14 protein-coding genes are annotated in these 14528 nt (G+C 67.9%); 8 read left to right on the top strand and 6 right to left on the bottom strand.

Annotation, left to right across the window (positions count from 1 at the left end; all coding sequences use genetic code 11):
* The first annotated feature begins 247 nt into the window (after window positions 1-247).
* Window positions 248-502: a PepSY domain-containing protein gene (locus J0J10_RS13205; RefSeq protein WP_291636819.1), complete on the top strand. Its 255-nt coding sequence runs from the start codon at window positions 248-250 to the stop codon at window positions 500-502.
* A gap of 120 nt (window positions 503-622) precedes the next feature.
* Here the strand turns inward: J0J10_RS13205 and J0J10_RS13200 are convergent, their stop codons facing one another.
* Window positions 623-1441, bottom strand: a complete 819-nt coding sequence (locus J0J10_RS13200; protein ID WP_366825437.1) for a DUF2189 domain-containing protein — start codon at window positions 1439-1441, stop codon at window positions 623-625.
* Between the two features lie 194 nt (window positions 1442-1635).
* Between J0J10_RS13200 and ligA the strand changes: the two genes are divergently transcribed.
* Window positions 1636-3786 (top strand): NAD-dependent DNA ligase LigA, encoded by a 2151-nt coding sequence (ligA, locus tag J0J10_RS13195; RefSeq protein WP_291646977.1) that lies wholly within the window; start codon window positions 1636-1638, stop codon window positions 3784-3786.
* Between the two features lie 110 nt (window positions 3787-3896).
* Here ligA and pepT read toward each other — a convergent pair whose 3' ends face one another.
* Together pepT and J0J10_RS13185 are read right to left on the bottom strand one after the other, a co-directional pair.
* Window positions 3897-5126 (bottom strand): peptidase T, encoded by a 1230-nt coding sequence (gene pepT, locus J0J10_RS13190; protein WP_291646976.1) that lies wholly within the window; start codon window positions 5124-5126, stop codon window positions 3897-3899.
* 82 nt (window positions 5127-5208) lie between these two features.
* The gene (locus J0J10_RS13185; protein WP_291646975.1) at window positions 5209-6264 is read right to left on the bottom strand and encodes an AraC family transcriptional regulator; all 1056 of its coding nucleotides are present in this window, start codon (window positions 6262-6264) and stop codon (window positions 5209-5211) included.
* Between the two features lie 72 nt (window positions 6265-6336).
* Here J0J10_RS13185 and J0J10_RS13180 point away from each other — a divergent pair, with 72 nt between their 5' ends.
* From J0J10_RS13180 to J0J10_RS13165, 4 genes are all read left to right on the top strand, one after another.
* Window positions 6337-7551, top strand: a complete 1215-nt coding sequence (locus J0J10_RS13180; RefSeq protein ID WP_291646974.1) for an MFS transporter — start codon at window positions 6337-6339, stop codon at window positions 7549-7551.
* Between the two features lie 98 nt (window positions 7552-7649).
* On the top strand, window positions 7650-8513 hold the full coding sequence (locus tag J0J10_RS13175) for an AraC family transcriptional regulator (protein ID WP_291636829.1): 864 nt from the start codon (window positions 7650-7652) through the stop codon (window positions 8511-8513).
* A 15-nt stretch (window positions 8514-8528) separates the two neighbouring features.
* A complete protein-coding gene (locus J0J10_RS13170) occupies window positions 8529-9242 on the top strand; it encodes an AzlC family ABC transporter permease (RefSeq protein WP_291646973.1) in 714 nt (237 codons plus the stop codon).
* On the top strand, window positions 9239-9538 hold the full coding sequence (locus J0J10_RS13165) for an AzlD family protein (RefSeq protein ID WP_291646972.1): 300 nt from the start codon (window positions 9239-9241) through the stop codon (window positions 9536-9538). Before J0J10_RS13170 ends, J0J10_RS13165 begins: the two co-directional genes overlap by 4 nt.
* A 9-nt stretch (window positions 9539-9547) precedes the next feature.
* On the opposite strand, the gene J0J10_RS13160 is transcribed toward J0J10_RS13165, so the two are convergent.
* On the bottom strand, window positions 9548-11392 hold the full coding sequence (locus tag J0J10_RS13160; RefSeq protein ID WP_291646971.1) for an aminopeptidase P family protein: 1845 nt from the start codon (window positions 11390-11392) through the stop codon (window positions 9548-9550).
* Window positions 11393-11698: 306 nt separating this feature from the next.
* Between J0J10_RS13160 and J0J10_RS13155 the strand changes: the two genes are divergently transcribed.
* Window positions 11699-11941, top strand: coding sequence for a hypothetical protein (locus J0J10_RS13155; protein ID WP_291646970.1), 243 nt, complete (start codon window positions 11699-11701; stop codon window positions 11939-11941).
* 68 nt (window positions 11942-12009) lie between these two features.
* On the top strand, window positions 12010-12138 hold the full coding sequence (locus J0J10_RS13150; protein WP_291636837.1) for a hypothetical protein: 129 nt from the start codon (window positions 12010-12012) through the stop codon (window positions 12136-12138).
* Between the two features lie 26 nt (window positions 12139-12164).
* Here J0J10_RS13150 and J0J10_RS13145 read toward each other — a convergent pair whose 3' ends face one another.
* Window positions 12165-13112, bottom strand: coding sequence for a 50S ribosomal protein L11 methyltransferase (locus J0J10_RS13145; RefSeq protein WP_291646969.1), 948 nt, complete (start codon window positions 13110-13112; stop codon window positions 12165-12167).
* 161 nt (window positions 13113-13273) lie between these two features.
* Complete coding sequence (locus tag J0J10_RS13140) at window positions 13274-14488, bottom strand: MFS transporter (RefSeq protein ID WP_291646968.1); 1215 nt, start codon at window positions 14486-14488, stop codon at window positions 13274-13276.
* Window positions 14489-14528 lie beyond the last annotated feature (40 nt).

Genomic DNA, 14528 nt, shown 5'->3' with positions numbered 1-14528 from the left:
ATGATGTTGTTCATGGCGGAACCCCCCGTTGGTTGCGTTAAGCCGCTCCGTCGCGGCATCAGGCTGCGGCGTGCCTGCCGCAGCCGTTAGAGAACGCGCTTTCGCGCGCCATTGTTCCCCGCCCGTAGAGCGAGCGCGCCTCGCCTGATGCAATTTGTCGCCGTGCTTTCGTCACCCGATGGCTCGAAGTTCGTGGCGGAGTGGCCGCTCGTTGGTTGCTCCGCTGTCCTTCGCGCAGGAGATGTCGATGCGAACTCAATCCATGGCCGCGGGCGCGCTGCTCGCCTTTGCTCTCGCGGTCGGTCCGGCCGTCGCCGCCCCTCCTTCGAACGCCAAGCCCCTGTCCCAGATCGTCGCCGGCATCGAGGCCGTCAGCGGTTTTGCGAGCATCAAGGAGGTGGATTGGGACAGCAACGGCTACTGGGAGATCGAGTACTTCAAGACCGACGGCTCGAAGGTCGAGGTCAAGATCGACCCCGTGACCGGTTCGCCGCGGAGATGACCGGCTGAGCGTCGGCCGCCGAACTTCTTTTGCAAATAAGAGGCGGCCGTCGCCCCGGCGCACGCTCTCGAAGGACCGGGTTCCGATCCTTCCCGATTGCCTGCGCGCTCGGGGACGACGCTAGCGCGGCACGACCTTGCGGTAGATGTGCCAGCTCGCATGGCCGAGGATCGGCATCACCACCATCAGCCCGACCAGTACCGGCAAGGTGCCGAGCACCAGCAGCGCGGTGATCGTCAGGCCCCAGCACATCATTGCGCGCGGGCTCGCCTCGACCGCAGCGATCGATGTCCGCACGGCGGTGCCGATGTCGACATGCCGGTCCAGCATCAGCGGGAAGGAGACGACGGTCAGCGAGAAGGCGGTGATGGCGAAGAGCAGGCCGAGCGCATTGCCGACGATGATCAGCGTCCAGCCGTTCACGGTGGTGAAGAGCGGCACCAGGAAGCTCTCGGCCGAGGTCAGCGGCACGCTGCCCATCAGCCAGCGATAGAGCAGCCAGGCGCTGAGCAGCCAGGCGATGAACAGTCCGGTCAGCAGGCCGCCGAGCGTCGCGATCGGCCGGATCGCCGGGGATTTCAGCACCGCGAAGGCATGTAGCCAGGACGAGTTGATGTGGAGCTCGCGGCGGCGGCTGATTTCATAGAGACCGACCGCGGCGAAGGGCCCGAGCAGGGCGAAGCCGCCGAGCAGCGGGAAGAGCAGCGGGAAGATGTTGTAGCTCACCGTCAGCCGGGCAATGACGATGCCGGCCACCGGATAGATCAGGGCGAGGAAGAGCAGATGGCTCGGCTGCGCCATGAAGTCGGCATAGCCGCGCCGCAACGCGTCGCCGATGTCGCCGAGCGTCAGGGCACGGACGGGCAAAGCCTCGGCGGGCCCGGTGGCGTGCATGGAACTCATATTGGGGTGCGGGTGGGTGCTGTTGATATCGGCCATGGCGATCATTCCGGTTCCAGCCCGGTTCGCCTCGGTGGCCCTGACGTAATCCCTGGTTCGAGAGCCTTGAGGCGTCGAGCATCCAATTGTCAGCGCGGCAAGCTTACACCCGGTGGGCTCCTGTCACAAATCGACGAGCGGAAACGTGACAAGGGGAGCTTCGCAGGGGCTGGCCCCTGCTCTAGAACAGCGCCATGGCTGCCAATGTTCCCACCCCCGTCGAAGACCTGACGCCCGAAGCGGCGCGTGCCGAGCACAAGCTGCTCGCCGCCGAGATCGCCGCGGCCGATCGCGCCTATTTCCAGGACGATGCCCCGATCCTGGACGACGCCGTCTATGACGAGAAGCGCCGGCGGCTCGATGCGCTGGAAGGTGCCTTTCCCGAGCTGAAGGGTGCCGAGGCGCTCTCGGACAAGGTCGGTGCCAGGCCGTCGGGCAAGTTCGCCAAGATCCGCCATCGCGTGCCGATGCTCTCGCTCGGCAATGCCTTCTCCGACGAGGACGTCAGTGATTTCGTCACGCGGGTGCGCAGCTTCCTCGGCCGCAAGGACGACCAGCCGATCGCCTTCACCGCCGAGCCCAAGATCGACGGGCTTTCGCTCTCCCTGCGCTACGAGAAGGGCGAGCTCGTCAGCGCTGCGACGCGCGGCGATGGCGAGGAGGGCGAAGACGTCACGGCGAACGCCCGCACGATCGTCGAGATTCCGCAGCGGCTGAAGGGCAACGAGGTTCCGGAAGTCGCCGAAGTGCGCGGCGAGGTCTATCTCGGCCATGCCGACTTCGCCGCGATCAACCAGCGCCAGCGCGAGAAGGAGGAACGGGAGTTCGCCAATCCGCGCAATGCCGCCGCCGGCTCTCTTCGCCAGCTCGATGTCTCGATCACCGCCTCGCGCCCCTTGCGCTTCTTCGCCTATGCCTGGGGCGAGATGCCGGTCCTGCCGGCGGAGACCCAGCTCGGCATGGTCGGGACCTTCGCGCGCTGGGGATTTCGCACCAACCCGTTGATGGTCCGCTGCGGGAGCGTGGACGAGCTGCTGGCGCATTACCGGCTGATCGAGGCGCAGCGGGCGACGCTCGGCTACGATATCGACGGCGTGGTCTACAAGGTCGACGAACTGGCACTGCAGGCGCGGCTCGGCTTCGTCGCGCGCGCGCCGCGCTGGGCGATCGCGCACAAGTTTCCGGCCGAACTCGCGACCACGGTGCTGGAAGCCATCGACATCCAGGTCGGCCGGACCGGGGCGCTTTCGCCGGTGGCGCGGCTGAAGCCGGTCACGGTCGGCGGCGTCGTGGTCACCAATGCGACGCTGCACAACGAGGACTACATCCGCGGCTTCGATTCGAAGGGCGAGACGATCCGCGGCGGCAGCGATATCCGCATCGGCGACACCGTCACGGTGAAGCGGGCTGGCGACGTGATCCCGCGCGTCGAGGCGGTCGATCTTTCGAAGCGTCCGGCCGATGCGAAGCCTTATGAGTTTCCGACGAGCTGCCCGGTCTGCGGCTCGGATGCGGTGCGCGAGCATAATCCGCGCTCGGGCAAGGAGGATGCGGTGCGCCGCTGCACCGGTGGGCTGATCTGCGCTGCGCAGGCGGTCGAGCGCCTGAAGCATTTCGTCTCGCGCGACGCGCTCGACATCGACGGGCTCGGCGACAAGCAGATCGAGTTCTTCCATGCCGATCCCGATCTGCCGGTGAAGGAGCCAGCCGACATCTTCACATTGGCGCAGCGCGATCAGGTCAACCTCAAGAAACTCAAGGACAAGGAAGGTTTCGGCGCGACCAGCACGAAGAAGCTGTTCGAGGCGATCGAGGACCGGCGCAAGCCACCGCTCAACCGCTTCATCTTCGGGCTCGGCATCCGCCATATCGGCGAGACCAATGCGCGGCTTCTGGCGCGAAATTACGGTTCCTTCGAAGCCCTGCAGGCCGCCTGCCTTGCCGCCGAGGCCCCCGAAAGCGAGGAGCGCGCGGCACTCGACGCGATCGACGGCGTCGGCCCGACCGTGGTCGAGGCGCTGCTGCAATTCTTCGCCGAAGCCCATAATCAGGAGATGCTGGCGCGGCTCCTGACGCAGGTCGCGCCGCAGCCGCTGGAAGAGGTCGCCTCCTCGAGCCCGGTCGCCGGCCAGATCGTCGTCTTCACCGGGGCGCTGGAGCGGATGACCCGCGACGAGGCCAAGGCGATGGCCGAGCGGCTCGGCGCCAAAGTCGCCGGCTCGGTCTCCTCGAAGACGAATTTGCTGGTGGCGGGGCCGGGCGCCGGCTCGAAGCTCAAGGATGCCGCCAAGCACGGGGTCAAGGTGATCGACGAGGCCGGCTGGTTCGAGCTGGTGGGAGGGTAAAGCGGCCGTCATGCTCGCCCTCGTGGCGAGCATCTACGTCTTGAACACCGCGCTGCCCGAATGAAGACGTGGATGGTCGGGACAAGCCCGACCATGACGGGAAATGCCGCCTAACCGCGCCCCGCCGCCAGCGAGCAGATCATCCGCGCGACCTCGTAGGACTTCTCGAAGGCCGGGACCGGCAGAAATTCGTAGCGCGAGTGGAAATTATAGGCGCCGGTGAAGAAGTTCGGCGTCGGCAGGCCGCGCGCCGAGAGCGCGGCGCCATCGGTGCCGCCGCGCATCGGGATCTGCTTCTTCCGGATCTGCAACGCCTCCAGCGCGGAAAATAGCAGCGCGACCGGGCGCTCGTCCTGCCCGAGGCTGTCATGGATGTTGCCATAGGTGTCGGTGATCAGGCACTCGACGCGGCCGGTCGGATAGAGTGCGGCGATTTCGGCCGCGACCGTGCCGATCCGGCGCTTGCGTGCCGCGAAGCCCTCCTTGTCGAAGTCGCGGATCAGCGCGCCCAGCTTCGCCTCGCTCGGATTGGCGGTGATGCTGTTGAACCAGACATAGCCCTCGCGCCCCTGCGTGTTCTCCGGTGTCTCAGCCCGGTCGAAACGGGCGATGAAGTCCTGCGCCATCAGCACTGGGTTCACCAGCACGCCCTTGGCCGACATCGGATGGGCGCTGACGCCGGTGAGGGTGATCTCGGCGGCGGCGGCGTTGAAATTCTCGATCACGACCTCGCCGAGCTCGCAGCTGTCGATCGTATAGGCGAAGTCGCAGGCGAAACGCGACAGGTCGAGCGCCTTGGCGCCGCGCAGGCCGATCTCCTCGTCGGGCACGAAGGCGACGAAGATGTCGCCATGGGCGTCCTGCGGGCCAAGATTGGCGAGCAGGGTCATGATCACCGCGATCGCCGCCTTGTTGTCGGCGCCGAGCACGCTGGTGCCGTCGCCGGTGATGATCTCCGCGCCGACCCAGTCGCGCAATTGCGGGTGCTCGGCGACGCGCAGCCGGATGTCCTGCTCGCGGTTGAGGCAGAGGTCCTCGCCTTCGAAGCGCAGGATCTGCGGCCGGATCTCGGGCGAGAGCCCGGCATCGAAGGTGTCGAGATGGGCGATGAAGCCGATCTTCGGCGCATCGGCTACGGTACCGGGCTTTCGCGCCGTGACGGTGGCGTGCCGGTCGAGCACGACGTCTTCGAGGCCGAGCGTTCGCAATTCGTCGGCGAGCAGCTCGGCGAGGCGCTGCTGGCCTGGCGTGCTCGGCAGCGTCACCGCCTTGGCGTCGCTCTGGCTCGCGACGGAGAGATAGCGGAAGAAGCGCTCGATCAGCTGCTGGCGAATGCTCATGGTCGTCGGTACTCGTTCGCGGATCTTCGGATCATGTCCGTCATTGCGAGCGTAAGCGAAGCGATCCGGGAGCGGCAGTGCTCTATGCTTCCCTGGACTGCTCCGTCGCTTCGCTCTTCGCAATGACGGGCAACCCTCCGGCAGGGGAGGCTTCGATCGGCCGGGTCGCGGGGATCGGAGGCTCGGCATGGCGGAAATGGCTCGGCGGCTTGCCGATGACCCGCTTGAAGGCGCGGCTGAACGAGGCTTCCGAATCATAGCCGAGACGGCGAGCGACCACCGCGATCTTCATTCGGTCGCGCACCAGCCATTGCCTCGCCTGATGCATCCTGACCTGGGCGACATAACGGCCCGGCGTCTCGCCGACGATCGCAGCGAAACGCTCGGCGAAGGCCGAGCGCGAGGCGTGCATCACTTTGGCCAGCGCATCGACCGTCCAGTCCTCGCTCGGATTGAGATGGATCGCGGCGAGGACGCGCCCGATATCGGGATCGCGGGCGGCGGCGACCCAGCCGGTGGCGCTGCCGCAGCCGCGCTCGACCCAGGAGCGGATCAGCGCCGCGGCGACGACATCGGCAAGGCGCGTCAGGATGCCGCCGGCGCCGACCCGCTCGAGCGTGAGCTCGCAGGCCATGGTGGTCAGGAGCGGCGGGATGGCCGGCTCGTGCACCGCCATTTCGTGCACCCACATCAGCTCCGGCATCATCCTGAGCATCGGGTGCTGGGCGTCGACGTTGAAGCAGAGGCTGGCGCTGAAGAACAGCGTCGCTTCGCTGTCGGCGCTTGCTTCTGCGCCGCCGCCCCGCGCCTCGGCGATCTCGCCGCAGCATGGCCGGAAGGTGCAGTGTCCAAGCGGCGTCGCCGAGGCCCCGGGGGCGCTGGCGAGCACATGCTCGGCGCCGCGGGGCATCAGCACGGCGTCGCCCTGCTCGAGCCTGACCCAGTCGCCCTCGGGCGTGCGCAGCCAGCAGCCATGCTCGGCCATGAAATGGAAGCGCGCCGCGGCCTGTGCGGGAAACAGCAGGCACCAGGGGGTGGTCATCTGGTAGCGGGCGTAGTCGACACCTTCGAGCCGCAAGCCGCGCAGCATCTCGGTCAACGGATCGGCCGATAGGGTTCTGGACGAATGGTCAAGCATTGTGGATTTCCTAACATGGAAGCTCCAGGTCGTCACGCCTAACTCCGGTGTCCGATCTTTCCGGAGCGACCCATGTCGGATTCCTTGTCAGCCACAGCCGATCCCCAACTCGTCGGCATCGCGCCCGATGAACGCAGCATTGCCGCCTGGCCCGCGGTCTTCGCGCTCGGCATGGGCGTCTTCGCCCTGGTCAGCGCCGAGTTCCTGCCGGCCAGCGTCCTGACCTCGATTGCGGCCGATCTGTCGATCAGCATCGGCGCAGCCGGGCAGACCGTCACGGTGACCTCGCTGGTCGGCGTCGTCGCCGCGATCTTCACGCCGATCGTCACCAGCCGTTTCGACCGGCGCCTCGTCCTGTGGGCGCTGATGTTCCTTTTGGCGCTGTCCAGCCTGACCACCGCCTTGGCCAATGGCTATGCGATGCTGCTGGCGGCGCGCTTTCTGCTCGGCCTCAGCCTCGGCGGATTCTGGTCGATGGCTCCGGCGCTGTCGCTGCGACTCGTGCCGGCGAAGTCGGTGCCGCGGGCGCTGGCGATCATCTCTGCCGGCGTCTCAGCCGCCTTCATCGGGGCAGGGCCGCTCGGGGCCTATCTCGACGCGCTGCTCGGCTGGCGGATGGTGTTCGTGCTTTCTGCCGGACTTGCCGGCGTCGCGCTGCTGGCGCTGCTGACGACCATGCCGCGGCTGCCGTCGCAGACGGTGCCGCGGCTGGAGACGCTGGCGGTGCTGCTCGCGCGGCCGAGCGTGCGCCTGATGCTGATCTCCGTCCTGGTGACGATCTCGGGTCAGTTCACCGGCTTCACCTATATCCGGCCGTTCCTCGAACAGGTTCCACAGCTCGGCGTCACGGCGATCACCTTCGTCCTGCTCGGCTATGGCTTCGGCAACGTCATCGGCAATTTCGCGGGCGGGGCGGTCGTGGCGCGGGGCGTCAAGCTTGCCATCGTCTCCTTCGCGCTGGCGACGGCTGTCCTGGCGCTGGCCATGCTCCTGTTCGGATCTTCGCCCATCATCGCGGGCATCGCGGTGGCTCTCTGGGGCTTCGCCTTCGGCTTCGCGCCGGTCGGCTTCCAGAGCTGGATGGTGCGCACGGCGGCCGACCATGCCGAAGCGGCGAGCGGGCTCCTGACCGCCGCCTTCCTGGTCGCGATCGCGAGCGGCGCCGTCCTCGGCGGACTGCTGGTCGACCATGTCGGCGGCTGGGGGCCGATCGGCTACATGGCGGCCGCGACGCTCGCCGGTGCGGTGCTGGTGCTCGTCGCGGGCAAGGAGCCGCCGCGTCCCTGAACAACCGGCGAGGCAAAGCGAGGATGGCGACGCTCGCGTGATCGTCGCCATCACTTTTCTTCAAGACACGGAAGCCGGCATACGCTCTATCTTGCGGCATGGATCTGATCACACAGGGCGAGGCGCTGGAACAGAGCCCGCTCCAGGCGGGGGAGCGGGCGCATCTGTTCACGGCGCGTCGCTTCGACGGGCTGGAGTTCCTGTCGGCGACCTTCCGCACCCACGCCTATGCCCCGCATGTCCACGACACCTATGCGATCGGCACGATCGAGATCGGCTGCGAGATCTGGCACGCGCGCGGCCGCAAGCTCTATGCCGGCCCTGGCGACATCGTCTTCAACCAGCCGCTCGACGTCCATGACGGCTCTCCCAGCGAGGGCGGCTATCGCTACCGGATGAGCTATCCGACGGTCGAGCTGATGCGCGAGGTCGCGGCCTCGCTGACCGGCCGCAACGATATCGGCACGCCGTTCTTTCCCGAGCCGACCGTGTGGGACCCGGAAGGGGCGGCGCTCTTCGGCGCCGCTCACCGCGTGCTGGAAGAAGGCGGCGACGCGCTCGCCGGCGAGGAAGGGCTGCTGCGCGCCTATGGCTGGTGCCTCGCTCGCCATGCCGATCTGACGGTGCGCGGGGTCGGGCGGGAGAGCGGGCCGATCGCGCAGGCGCGGGAGATGCTGGAGCAGCGTTATGACGAAGACCTCTCGCTGGCCGAGCTGGCGAGACGCTCGGGCCTGCCGCGCCATCACCTGATCCGTGCCTTCCGCCGCGAGACCGGGCTGACGCCGCATGCCTATCTCGTCGACATCCGCGTCCGGCGCGCCCGCGAGCGCTTGCGCCGCGGCGATGCGCCGGGAGCGGTTGCCGCCGCCACCGGATTCTGCGACCAGGCCCATCTGACGCGCGCCTTCAAGGCGCGGCTCGGCGTGACGCCGGGCGCCTTCCGCGCCGCCCATCTCGCCTGAACGGTTTCCAAAGCAATGTCCTGGACCGATGAAGCTCGCGCAGGGCTCAGCGATATCTGGCCGGCGGCGCTGGCCGCGGTGCCGATCGGCTTCCTGTTCGGCGCGCTCGCGGCCGGCAAGGGCCTGTCGCCGCTCGAGGTCTTCGCGATGAGCGCGCTGGTCTTCGCCGGCGGCGCCCAGTTCGCCGCGGTCGAGCTCTGGGCGAGCCCGGCGCCGATCCTGGCGCTGGTGTTCTCGACGGCGCTGATCAATGCCCGTCATATCCTGATGAGCGCGTCGCTGGCGCCAAAACTCTCCGGCTTCTCGCGGACGCAGACCTTTATCGGGCTCTACTACATGGCCGACGAGAACTGGGCGCTGGCCGAGAAGCGGGCGCGCAGCCACCCGATCACGCCGGTCTACTGGTTCGCGATGGCGATCCCCTTCGTCTGCCTGTGGCTGCTGACCTCGACCGCCGGGGCGATCATCGGCGCGGCGCTCGGCGATCCCAAGCGCTACGGCGCCGATTTCGCCTTCACCGCGCTGTTCATCGCGCTGGTCGCCGCCTTCTGGAAGGGGCGGGTGACAGCCTGGACGGTGGCTTCGGCCGGCATCGCCTCGGCGCTGGCCTATCGCTTCGCCGGTCCGCCCTGGCATGTGCTGGCTGGCGCGCTCAGCGGCCTTGCTGCCGCCTGGATCGCCGCCGGCAGCGAAAGCGCTGCACAACCCGTCGAAAGCCCGGCCGAATGAGCCTCGACCCGATCAATCTCGCCGCCTTTCTCGGCATGGCGCTGGTGACCTATCTCACCCGCATCGCCGGGCTCGCTTTGGTCGGCCGGCTCAACCTGACGCCGCGAGCTCAGGCCGCTTTCGACGCGATTCCGCCGGCCGTACTGATCGCGGTGATCGCGCCGAGCGCGCTGGCGACCGGCTGGGTCGAGACGGTCGCGGCGCTGGTCTCGGGCCTCGCTGCGACGCGGCTGCCGCTGCTCGGCGTCGTCGCCGTGGGCGTCGCGACCGTGGTGGGCTTAAGGGCGTTGTTCTGAGGCAGGCCGTCAGAGCGGCCGGCAGGCCTGCTCCAGCCAGGTCTTGGTCTCGCCTTCGACCAGCGGGCCGATCCTCGTCCAGACCTGGTCGTGATAGGCGTCGATCCAGGCGCGCTCGCCTGCGTCGAGCAGCGCCGGCTCGATCAGGGCGCGCTCATAGGGGCACCAGGTGATCGTCTCGAAGCCGTAGATGGTGCGGTCGCCGCCGGGGATGGCGCGCTCCTCGACCACGATCAGGTTCTCGATCCGGATGCCGTAAGCGCCCTCCTTGTAGTAGCCGGGCTCGTTCGAGAGGATCATGCCGGGCTCGAGCGGCGTGGTGCCGAGCTTGGAGAGGCGCTGCGGGCCTTCGTGCACCGAGAGATAGCTGCCGACGCCATGGCCGGTGCCATGGTCGAAATCGAGCCCGACCTGCCAGAGCGGCAGGCGTGCGAGCGCGTCGAGCTGCGCACCCGAAGTGCCTTTGACGAAGACCGCGCGCGAGATCGCGACATGGCCCTTGAGCACGCGGGTGTAGCGGTCGCGCATTTCCGGGCTGGGCTCGCCGACCGCCATGGTGCGGGTGATATCGGTGGTGCCGTCCTCGTATTGGCCCCCTGAATCGACCAGGAAGATGCCGGGCTCGATCGCCCGGTTGCTCGAATCGGTGACGCGGTAATGCGGCAGGGCGGCGTTCGGGCCCGCGCCGGCGATGGTGGTGAAGGAGACGTCCTTGAGCAGGCCGGTGCCGCGGCGCTCGGCCTCCAGTGCCGCGACCGCGTCGATCTCGGTGAGGCCGCCCTTCGGCGCCTCGCGTGCGAGCCAGAAGAGGAAGCGGGCCATGGCGGCGCCGTCGCGCAGATGCGCCGCGCGGGCGCCGTCGAGCTCCGCCTCGTTCTTGCGGGCCTTCATCAGCGCGACCGGATCGGCACCGGCTTCCGGCGCGCCGCCGGCCTCGCGGATCAGAGTCGCAAGCGCCGCCGCGGCCGTCGCCGCATCGAGCCTGACCTTGGCCTTGCCCGCGCCGAGCGCCTTGAGCTGCTCCTCCAGCGCCTGGGGCGGGGCGATCTCGCCGAGCGCGCCGATGGCGTCGCCGGCCTCGTTGGTGATCTTCTCCGGCGAAAGGAAAACGGTCGGCCGGCCCTCGCGCGGCACGATGGCGTAGCCGAGCGGCAGCGGCGTGTGCTCGACATCGCCGCCGCGGATGTTGAAGGTCCAGGCCAGCGCGTGCGGATCCGAGAGGACGAGCGCATCGACCTTGTCCTTGCCGAGCGCCTCCTGGATGCGGGCGAGCTTGCTCGCGGCGCTCTCGCCGGCATAAGCGGCGGGGTGAGCCTTCACCGGCGCCGAGGGCGGGGCAGGGCGGTCGCTCCAGAGCGAATCGATCGGATTCGGTGTCACCGCGACGAGTTCGCCGCCGGCGGCCGCCACCACCTTTTCCAGTTTCGCGACGCCATCGACCGTGTGCAGCCACGGGTCATAGCCGAGCCTGCCGCCGGCAGGCAGGTTCGCCGCGACCCATTTGTCGAGCGGTGTCTCCTCCATCCTGACCGGGGTGATCACGGCGGTGTCGGTCTGCTCGGCAGACTGGATGGTGTAGCGGCCATCGACGATCAGCGCGGCCTTGTCGGCCAGAACCACCACATTGCCGGCCGAGCCGGTGAAGCCGCTAAGCCAGGCGAGGCGCGCCATATGGGCAGGAACGTACTCGCCCTGGTGTTCGTCGGCGCGCGGCACGACGAAGCCCGCCAGCCCCTGGCGCGCGAGGGCCGCACGCAGGGCCGCGACCCGGGGCGCGACCTGCGAGGGATCGCTCGGCTCGGAAAAGGACTGGAAGTGGGGAGCGGAGGACTTGGCGGGGATCGAGGCGGTCATGTCGGGTCCGGAAGCTGCGATATCCGGCCATGCTGGCGCGCCAGCAAGTCAAAAGCCAGTGCAAATCCGGCATTTTCGCCGCGCCCATGCGGCAGGCTCCGGCTGACTTCCGATTGGGCGCTCTGTCGGTTCGTTATGCAATATTTTGCAATGATTAACGGCTCTCGGATTTTGTTATGCGCTTTTTGCATGTTGTGCATATGCGAACATATCTTCTCGCAAGTGCGAATAAGGCCCATCTTGCAGTCATAAGAGAACGAGGAAGCGACCGGGACTGTCCTTCGTTTTGCTGAGGAGATGGACCCTATGACCTATGTGCTGAACACCACCACGGACCTGCCGGTAGCCACGCGCACCGAGGCGACCAAGAAGGCCGCCGGCCCGAGCTTCTGGCAGCGCCTCTATGCCGCCATGATCGAAAGCCGCCGCCGCTCGGCGATGCGCGAGCTGCGCGCCTATTCGTACCTCGCCCGCGAGTCCGAGCTGATCCTTGGCGGCTATCCGAAAGCTTCGCTGCAGAACGACGCAGAGCTGCCGTTCAACCGCTGAAGTTCCATCCGCTGAATCCTGGCGCGCAGGCTGCGATACGCGCCGCGCCCTGATCGAGGAGAAGGACCATGATCGCTGTGATCAAGTACGTTTACGAGAGCATTGCCGATGCCGCCAAGTTCGCGGCCGCCGTCTGGCACGATGCGCGTGTCATGCAGGCGCAGGCGGAAGAGAAGTACGGCCATATCGACTTCTGAGCGCGACAGCGCTCGAAGCAGACGGCCTAACGGAGGCGGCGTGGCCTGGCGGCTGCGCCGCCTCTTTTCATGACCAGTGTCGCCCAGCCCTCGCGCGATGAGCGCCGGGCGAGGGCGATGCCCTGGTGGCGATAGGCCGAAACCACGCCGGCGACATCCATTTCGAGCAGGCCCGAGAGGATGACGACGCCGTCATCGGAAAGAACCGTGGCGATCGAGGGCGCGAGCTTGCGCAGCGGCCCGGCCAGGATGTTGGCGAAGACCAGATCGAAGCGCCGGGACCGGTTCGCCTTGGCATGGCGCAGCCCGGGCGCGACATAAAGGTCGAGCGCCTGCGGGGCATTGTTGAGACGTGCATTGCGCGCCGCGACCTCGACGGCGACGGCGTCGATATCGCCGGCGACAACCTTGCGCTTGATCTGCTTGGCCAGCGCCAGTGCCAGGATGCCGGTGCCGGTACCGACATCGATGGCGTTTCGCGGGCGCCGCTTCCTCAATTCGGCATCGAGGGCGAGCAGGCAGCCCGAGGTAGTGCCGTGATGGCCGGTACCGAAGGCGAGTGCGGCCTCGATCTCGATCGCGACATCGTTGATGCGCACGGTGTCGCGATCATGGGCGCCGTGGACCAGGACGCGGCCGGCACGTACCGGCTTCAGCCCTTCGAGGCTGTTGGCGACCCAGTCCTGCTGGCTGACGGTGGTGAACGGGGTGCCGTCGATGACCGTGCCGACGATCGGTCGCAGCAGGTCGCGCACTGCTTCTTCATCCGGATGGCTGGAGAAATAGATCTCGACCTTCCAGGGCTCGTTCAGCGACAGGGTGGTGACGCCGCTCTCGACCTCGAAGGCGGAGATCGCGGTCTCCGTCGGGTCGAAGATCTCGCCGAGCAGTTCGGTCAGGGCGCGCGCCTGCTCGCCGCTGGTCGAGAGTTCGAGAACGGTCGTGACCGTCGAGGGGAGGAGGCCTTCACGCATGGCGCGGGCTTATAGCATCGGACCGAAAAGTGGAATCCACTTTTCGGAAAACTCCGATGCGATAACAAAAAGATAGATCGCCGTAACCGGGTCCGTACGGACGCGCGGCGATCTCGCAGCCCATCGGCGGCTTGTCATGCAGCCGCGCACTCGGAGACGTGTCAGGCGCCTCGCTTGGTCGCCAGCAGCAGGAAGCCGGCGAGCCCGGCTGCGGCGCAGACGAGGAAGCCGAGGTCGAAGCGGCCGGTCGCGGCGACGAGCAGCGCGAAGGAGGAGGGACCCACGACATAGCCGAGGAAGACGACGATCGTCGCGCCCGAGGCCGCTTCGCGGATCAGCCCGCTCGGCGAGCGCCGGGCGATCTCGGCGATCTGTACGCCGTTCCAGCTGGAGACCGTGACGCCCGCCACTGCCGCCAGCGCATAGAGCAGCCAGGACGGCCAGGCGGGTGTCGCCAGCATCAGCAGGAGCGAGGTTGCGCCGGAAGCGAGGCAGACGATGGCGAGCAGGCGCGTCGCGTCGCGCATCCGGTCGGCGATCCAGCCGAGCAGCACGCGGCCGAACACCCCGGTCGCCTGCATAACGGCGAAGGCGAGGCCGGCGGCGCGCAGGTCGTAGCCGAGCTCGGACACCGCGAAGGTGATGAGATAGGCGAACCAGATGCCCTGGCCGAGGGCGAGGCAGGCGCCGACAGCGGCGATCCGCATCACCGAGGTCGAGCCGCGCAGCGCCCGCAGCGGTTCCAGCACATTGCCGAGCGAGAAGAAGGCGCGCGGCGCCAGTGACTGCCCCAGATCGCGTCCGGCATCGAGACGGCGGCGCATCGGCTGCACGACCAGGATGACGGCCACCACCAGTGCGGCCGAGAACAGCAGCGAGGCGCGCCAGCCATAGGCGGTGACCAGCGGCGGCAAAGCGAGGCCGGCGACGATGCCGCCGGCCGGAACCCCAGCCTGCTTCAGCGAGAAGATCAGGCTGCGATGCCGGGGCGGGGCGATGCGGTGGAGGACGTCGCTGCCAGCCGGCGAGGATGGGCCATAGCCGAGCCCGATCAGGAAGGCCCCCGCCATTGCCACCGGCAGCAAGGGCGGCAGCAGGAAGCAGAGCCCGAAAATGCCGAGGGCGAGGCCGAGCTGCAAGGCGCGGATCGAGCCGAAGCGCCTCATGATCGGCGCGCCCATTACCAGAAAGGCGATCGAGCCGACCGTGCTGATGCTAGAGAGATAGCCGATCACGGCGTCGGACCAGCCGAGCTCCGCCGACATGGCTGGCGCGATGGTCGGCGTGACCCGCGTCAGGAAGGCGGTCGCCATCTGCACGACGATCATCGCCGTGAGGGCGCTGACCCAGCCCGGTGTCGCTGGAGGCTCCTTCATGGTCGCGTCATGTCTGCCGGGTCTTGTCTGTCGAACCTTG

Origin of the sequence: Allobosea sp., from assembly GCF_017308075.1 — a bacterium.
Lineage (GTDB): Bacteria > Pseudomonadota > Alphaproteobacteria > Rhizobiales > Beijerinckiaceae > Allobosea.
This window is presented reverse-complemented; position numbering and strand designations above follow the sequence as displayed.

What these genes read in the sequence shown, in the direction of transcription:
- J0J10_RS13205 (WP_291636819.1), top strand. Translation starts at nt 248, where the DNA reads ATGCGAACTCAATCCATGGCCGCGGGCGCGCTGCTCGCCTTTGCTCTC.
- J0J10_RS13200 (WP_366825437.1), bottom strand. Translation starts at nt 1,441, where the DNA reads ATGGCCGATATCAACAGCACCCACCCGCACCCCAATATGAGTTCCATG.
- ligA (WP_291646977.1), top strand. Translation starts at nt 1,636, where the DNA reads ATGGCTGCCAATGTTCCCACCCCCGTCGAAGACCTGACGCCCGAAGCG.
- pepT (WP_291646976.1), bottom strand. Translation starts at nt 5,126, where the DNA reads ATGAGCATTCGCCAGCAGCTGATCGAGCGCTTCTTCCGCTATCTCTCC.
- J0J10_RS13185 (WP_291646975.1), bottom strand. Translation starts at nt 6,264, where the DNA reads ATGCTTGACCATTCGTCCAGAACCCTATCGGCCGATCCGTTGACCGAG.
- J0J10_RS13180 (WP_291646974.1), top strand. Translation starts at nt 6,337, where the DNA reads ATGTCGGATTCCTTGTCAGCCACAGCCGATCCCCAACTCGTCGGCATC.
- J0J10_RS13175 (WP_291636829.1), top strand. Translation starts at nt 7,650, where the DNA reads ATGGATCTGATCACACAGGGCGAGGCGCTGGAACAGAGCCCGCTCCAG.
- J0J10_RS13170 (WP_291646973.1), top strand. Translation starts at nt 8,529, where the DNA reads ATGTCCTGGACCGATGAAGCTCGCGCAGGGCTCAGCGATATCTGGCCG.
- J0J10_RS13165 (WP_291646972.1), top strand. Translation starts at nt 9,239, where the DNA reads ATGAGCCTCGACCCGATCAATCTCGCCGCCTTTCTCGGCATGGCGCTG.
- J0J10_RS13160 (WP_291646971.1), bottom strand. Translation starts at nt 11,392, where the DNA reads ATGACCGCCTCGATCCCCGCCAAGTCCTCCGCTCCCCACTTCCAGTCC.
- J0J10_RS13155 (WP_291646970.1), top strand. Translation starts at nt 11,699, where the DNA reads ATGACCTATGTGCTGAACACCACCACGGACCTGCCGGTAGCCACGCGC.
- J0J10_RS13150 (WP_291636837.1), top strand. Translation starts at nt 12,010, where the DNA reads ATGATCGCTGTGATCAAGTACGTTTACGAGAGCATTGCCGATGCCGCC.
- J0J10_RS13145 (WP_291646969.1), bottom strand. Translation starts at nt 13,112, where the DNA reads ATGCGTGAAGGCCTCCTCCCCTCGACGGTCACGACCGTTCTCGAACTC.
- J0J10_RS13140 (WP_291646968.1), bottom strand. Translation starts at nt 14,488, where the DNA reads ATGAAGGAGCCTCCAGCGACACCGGGCTGGGTCAGCGCCCTCACGGCG.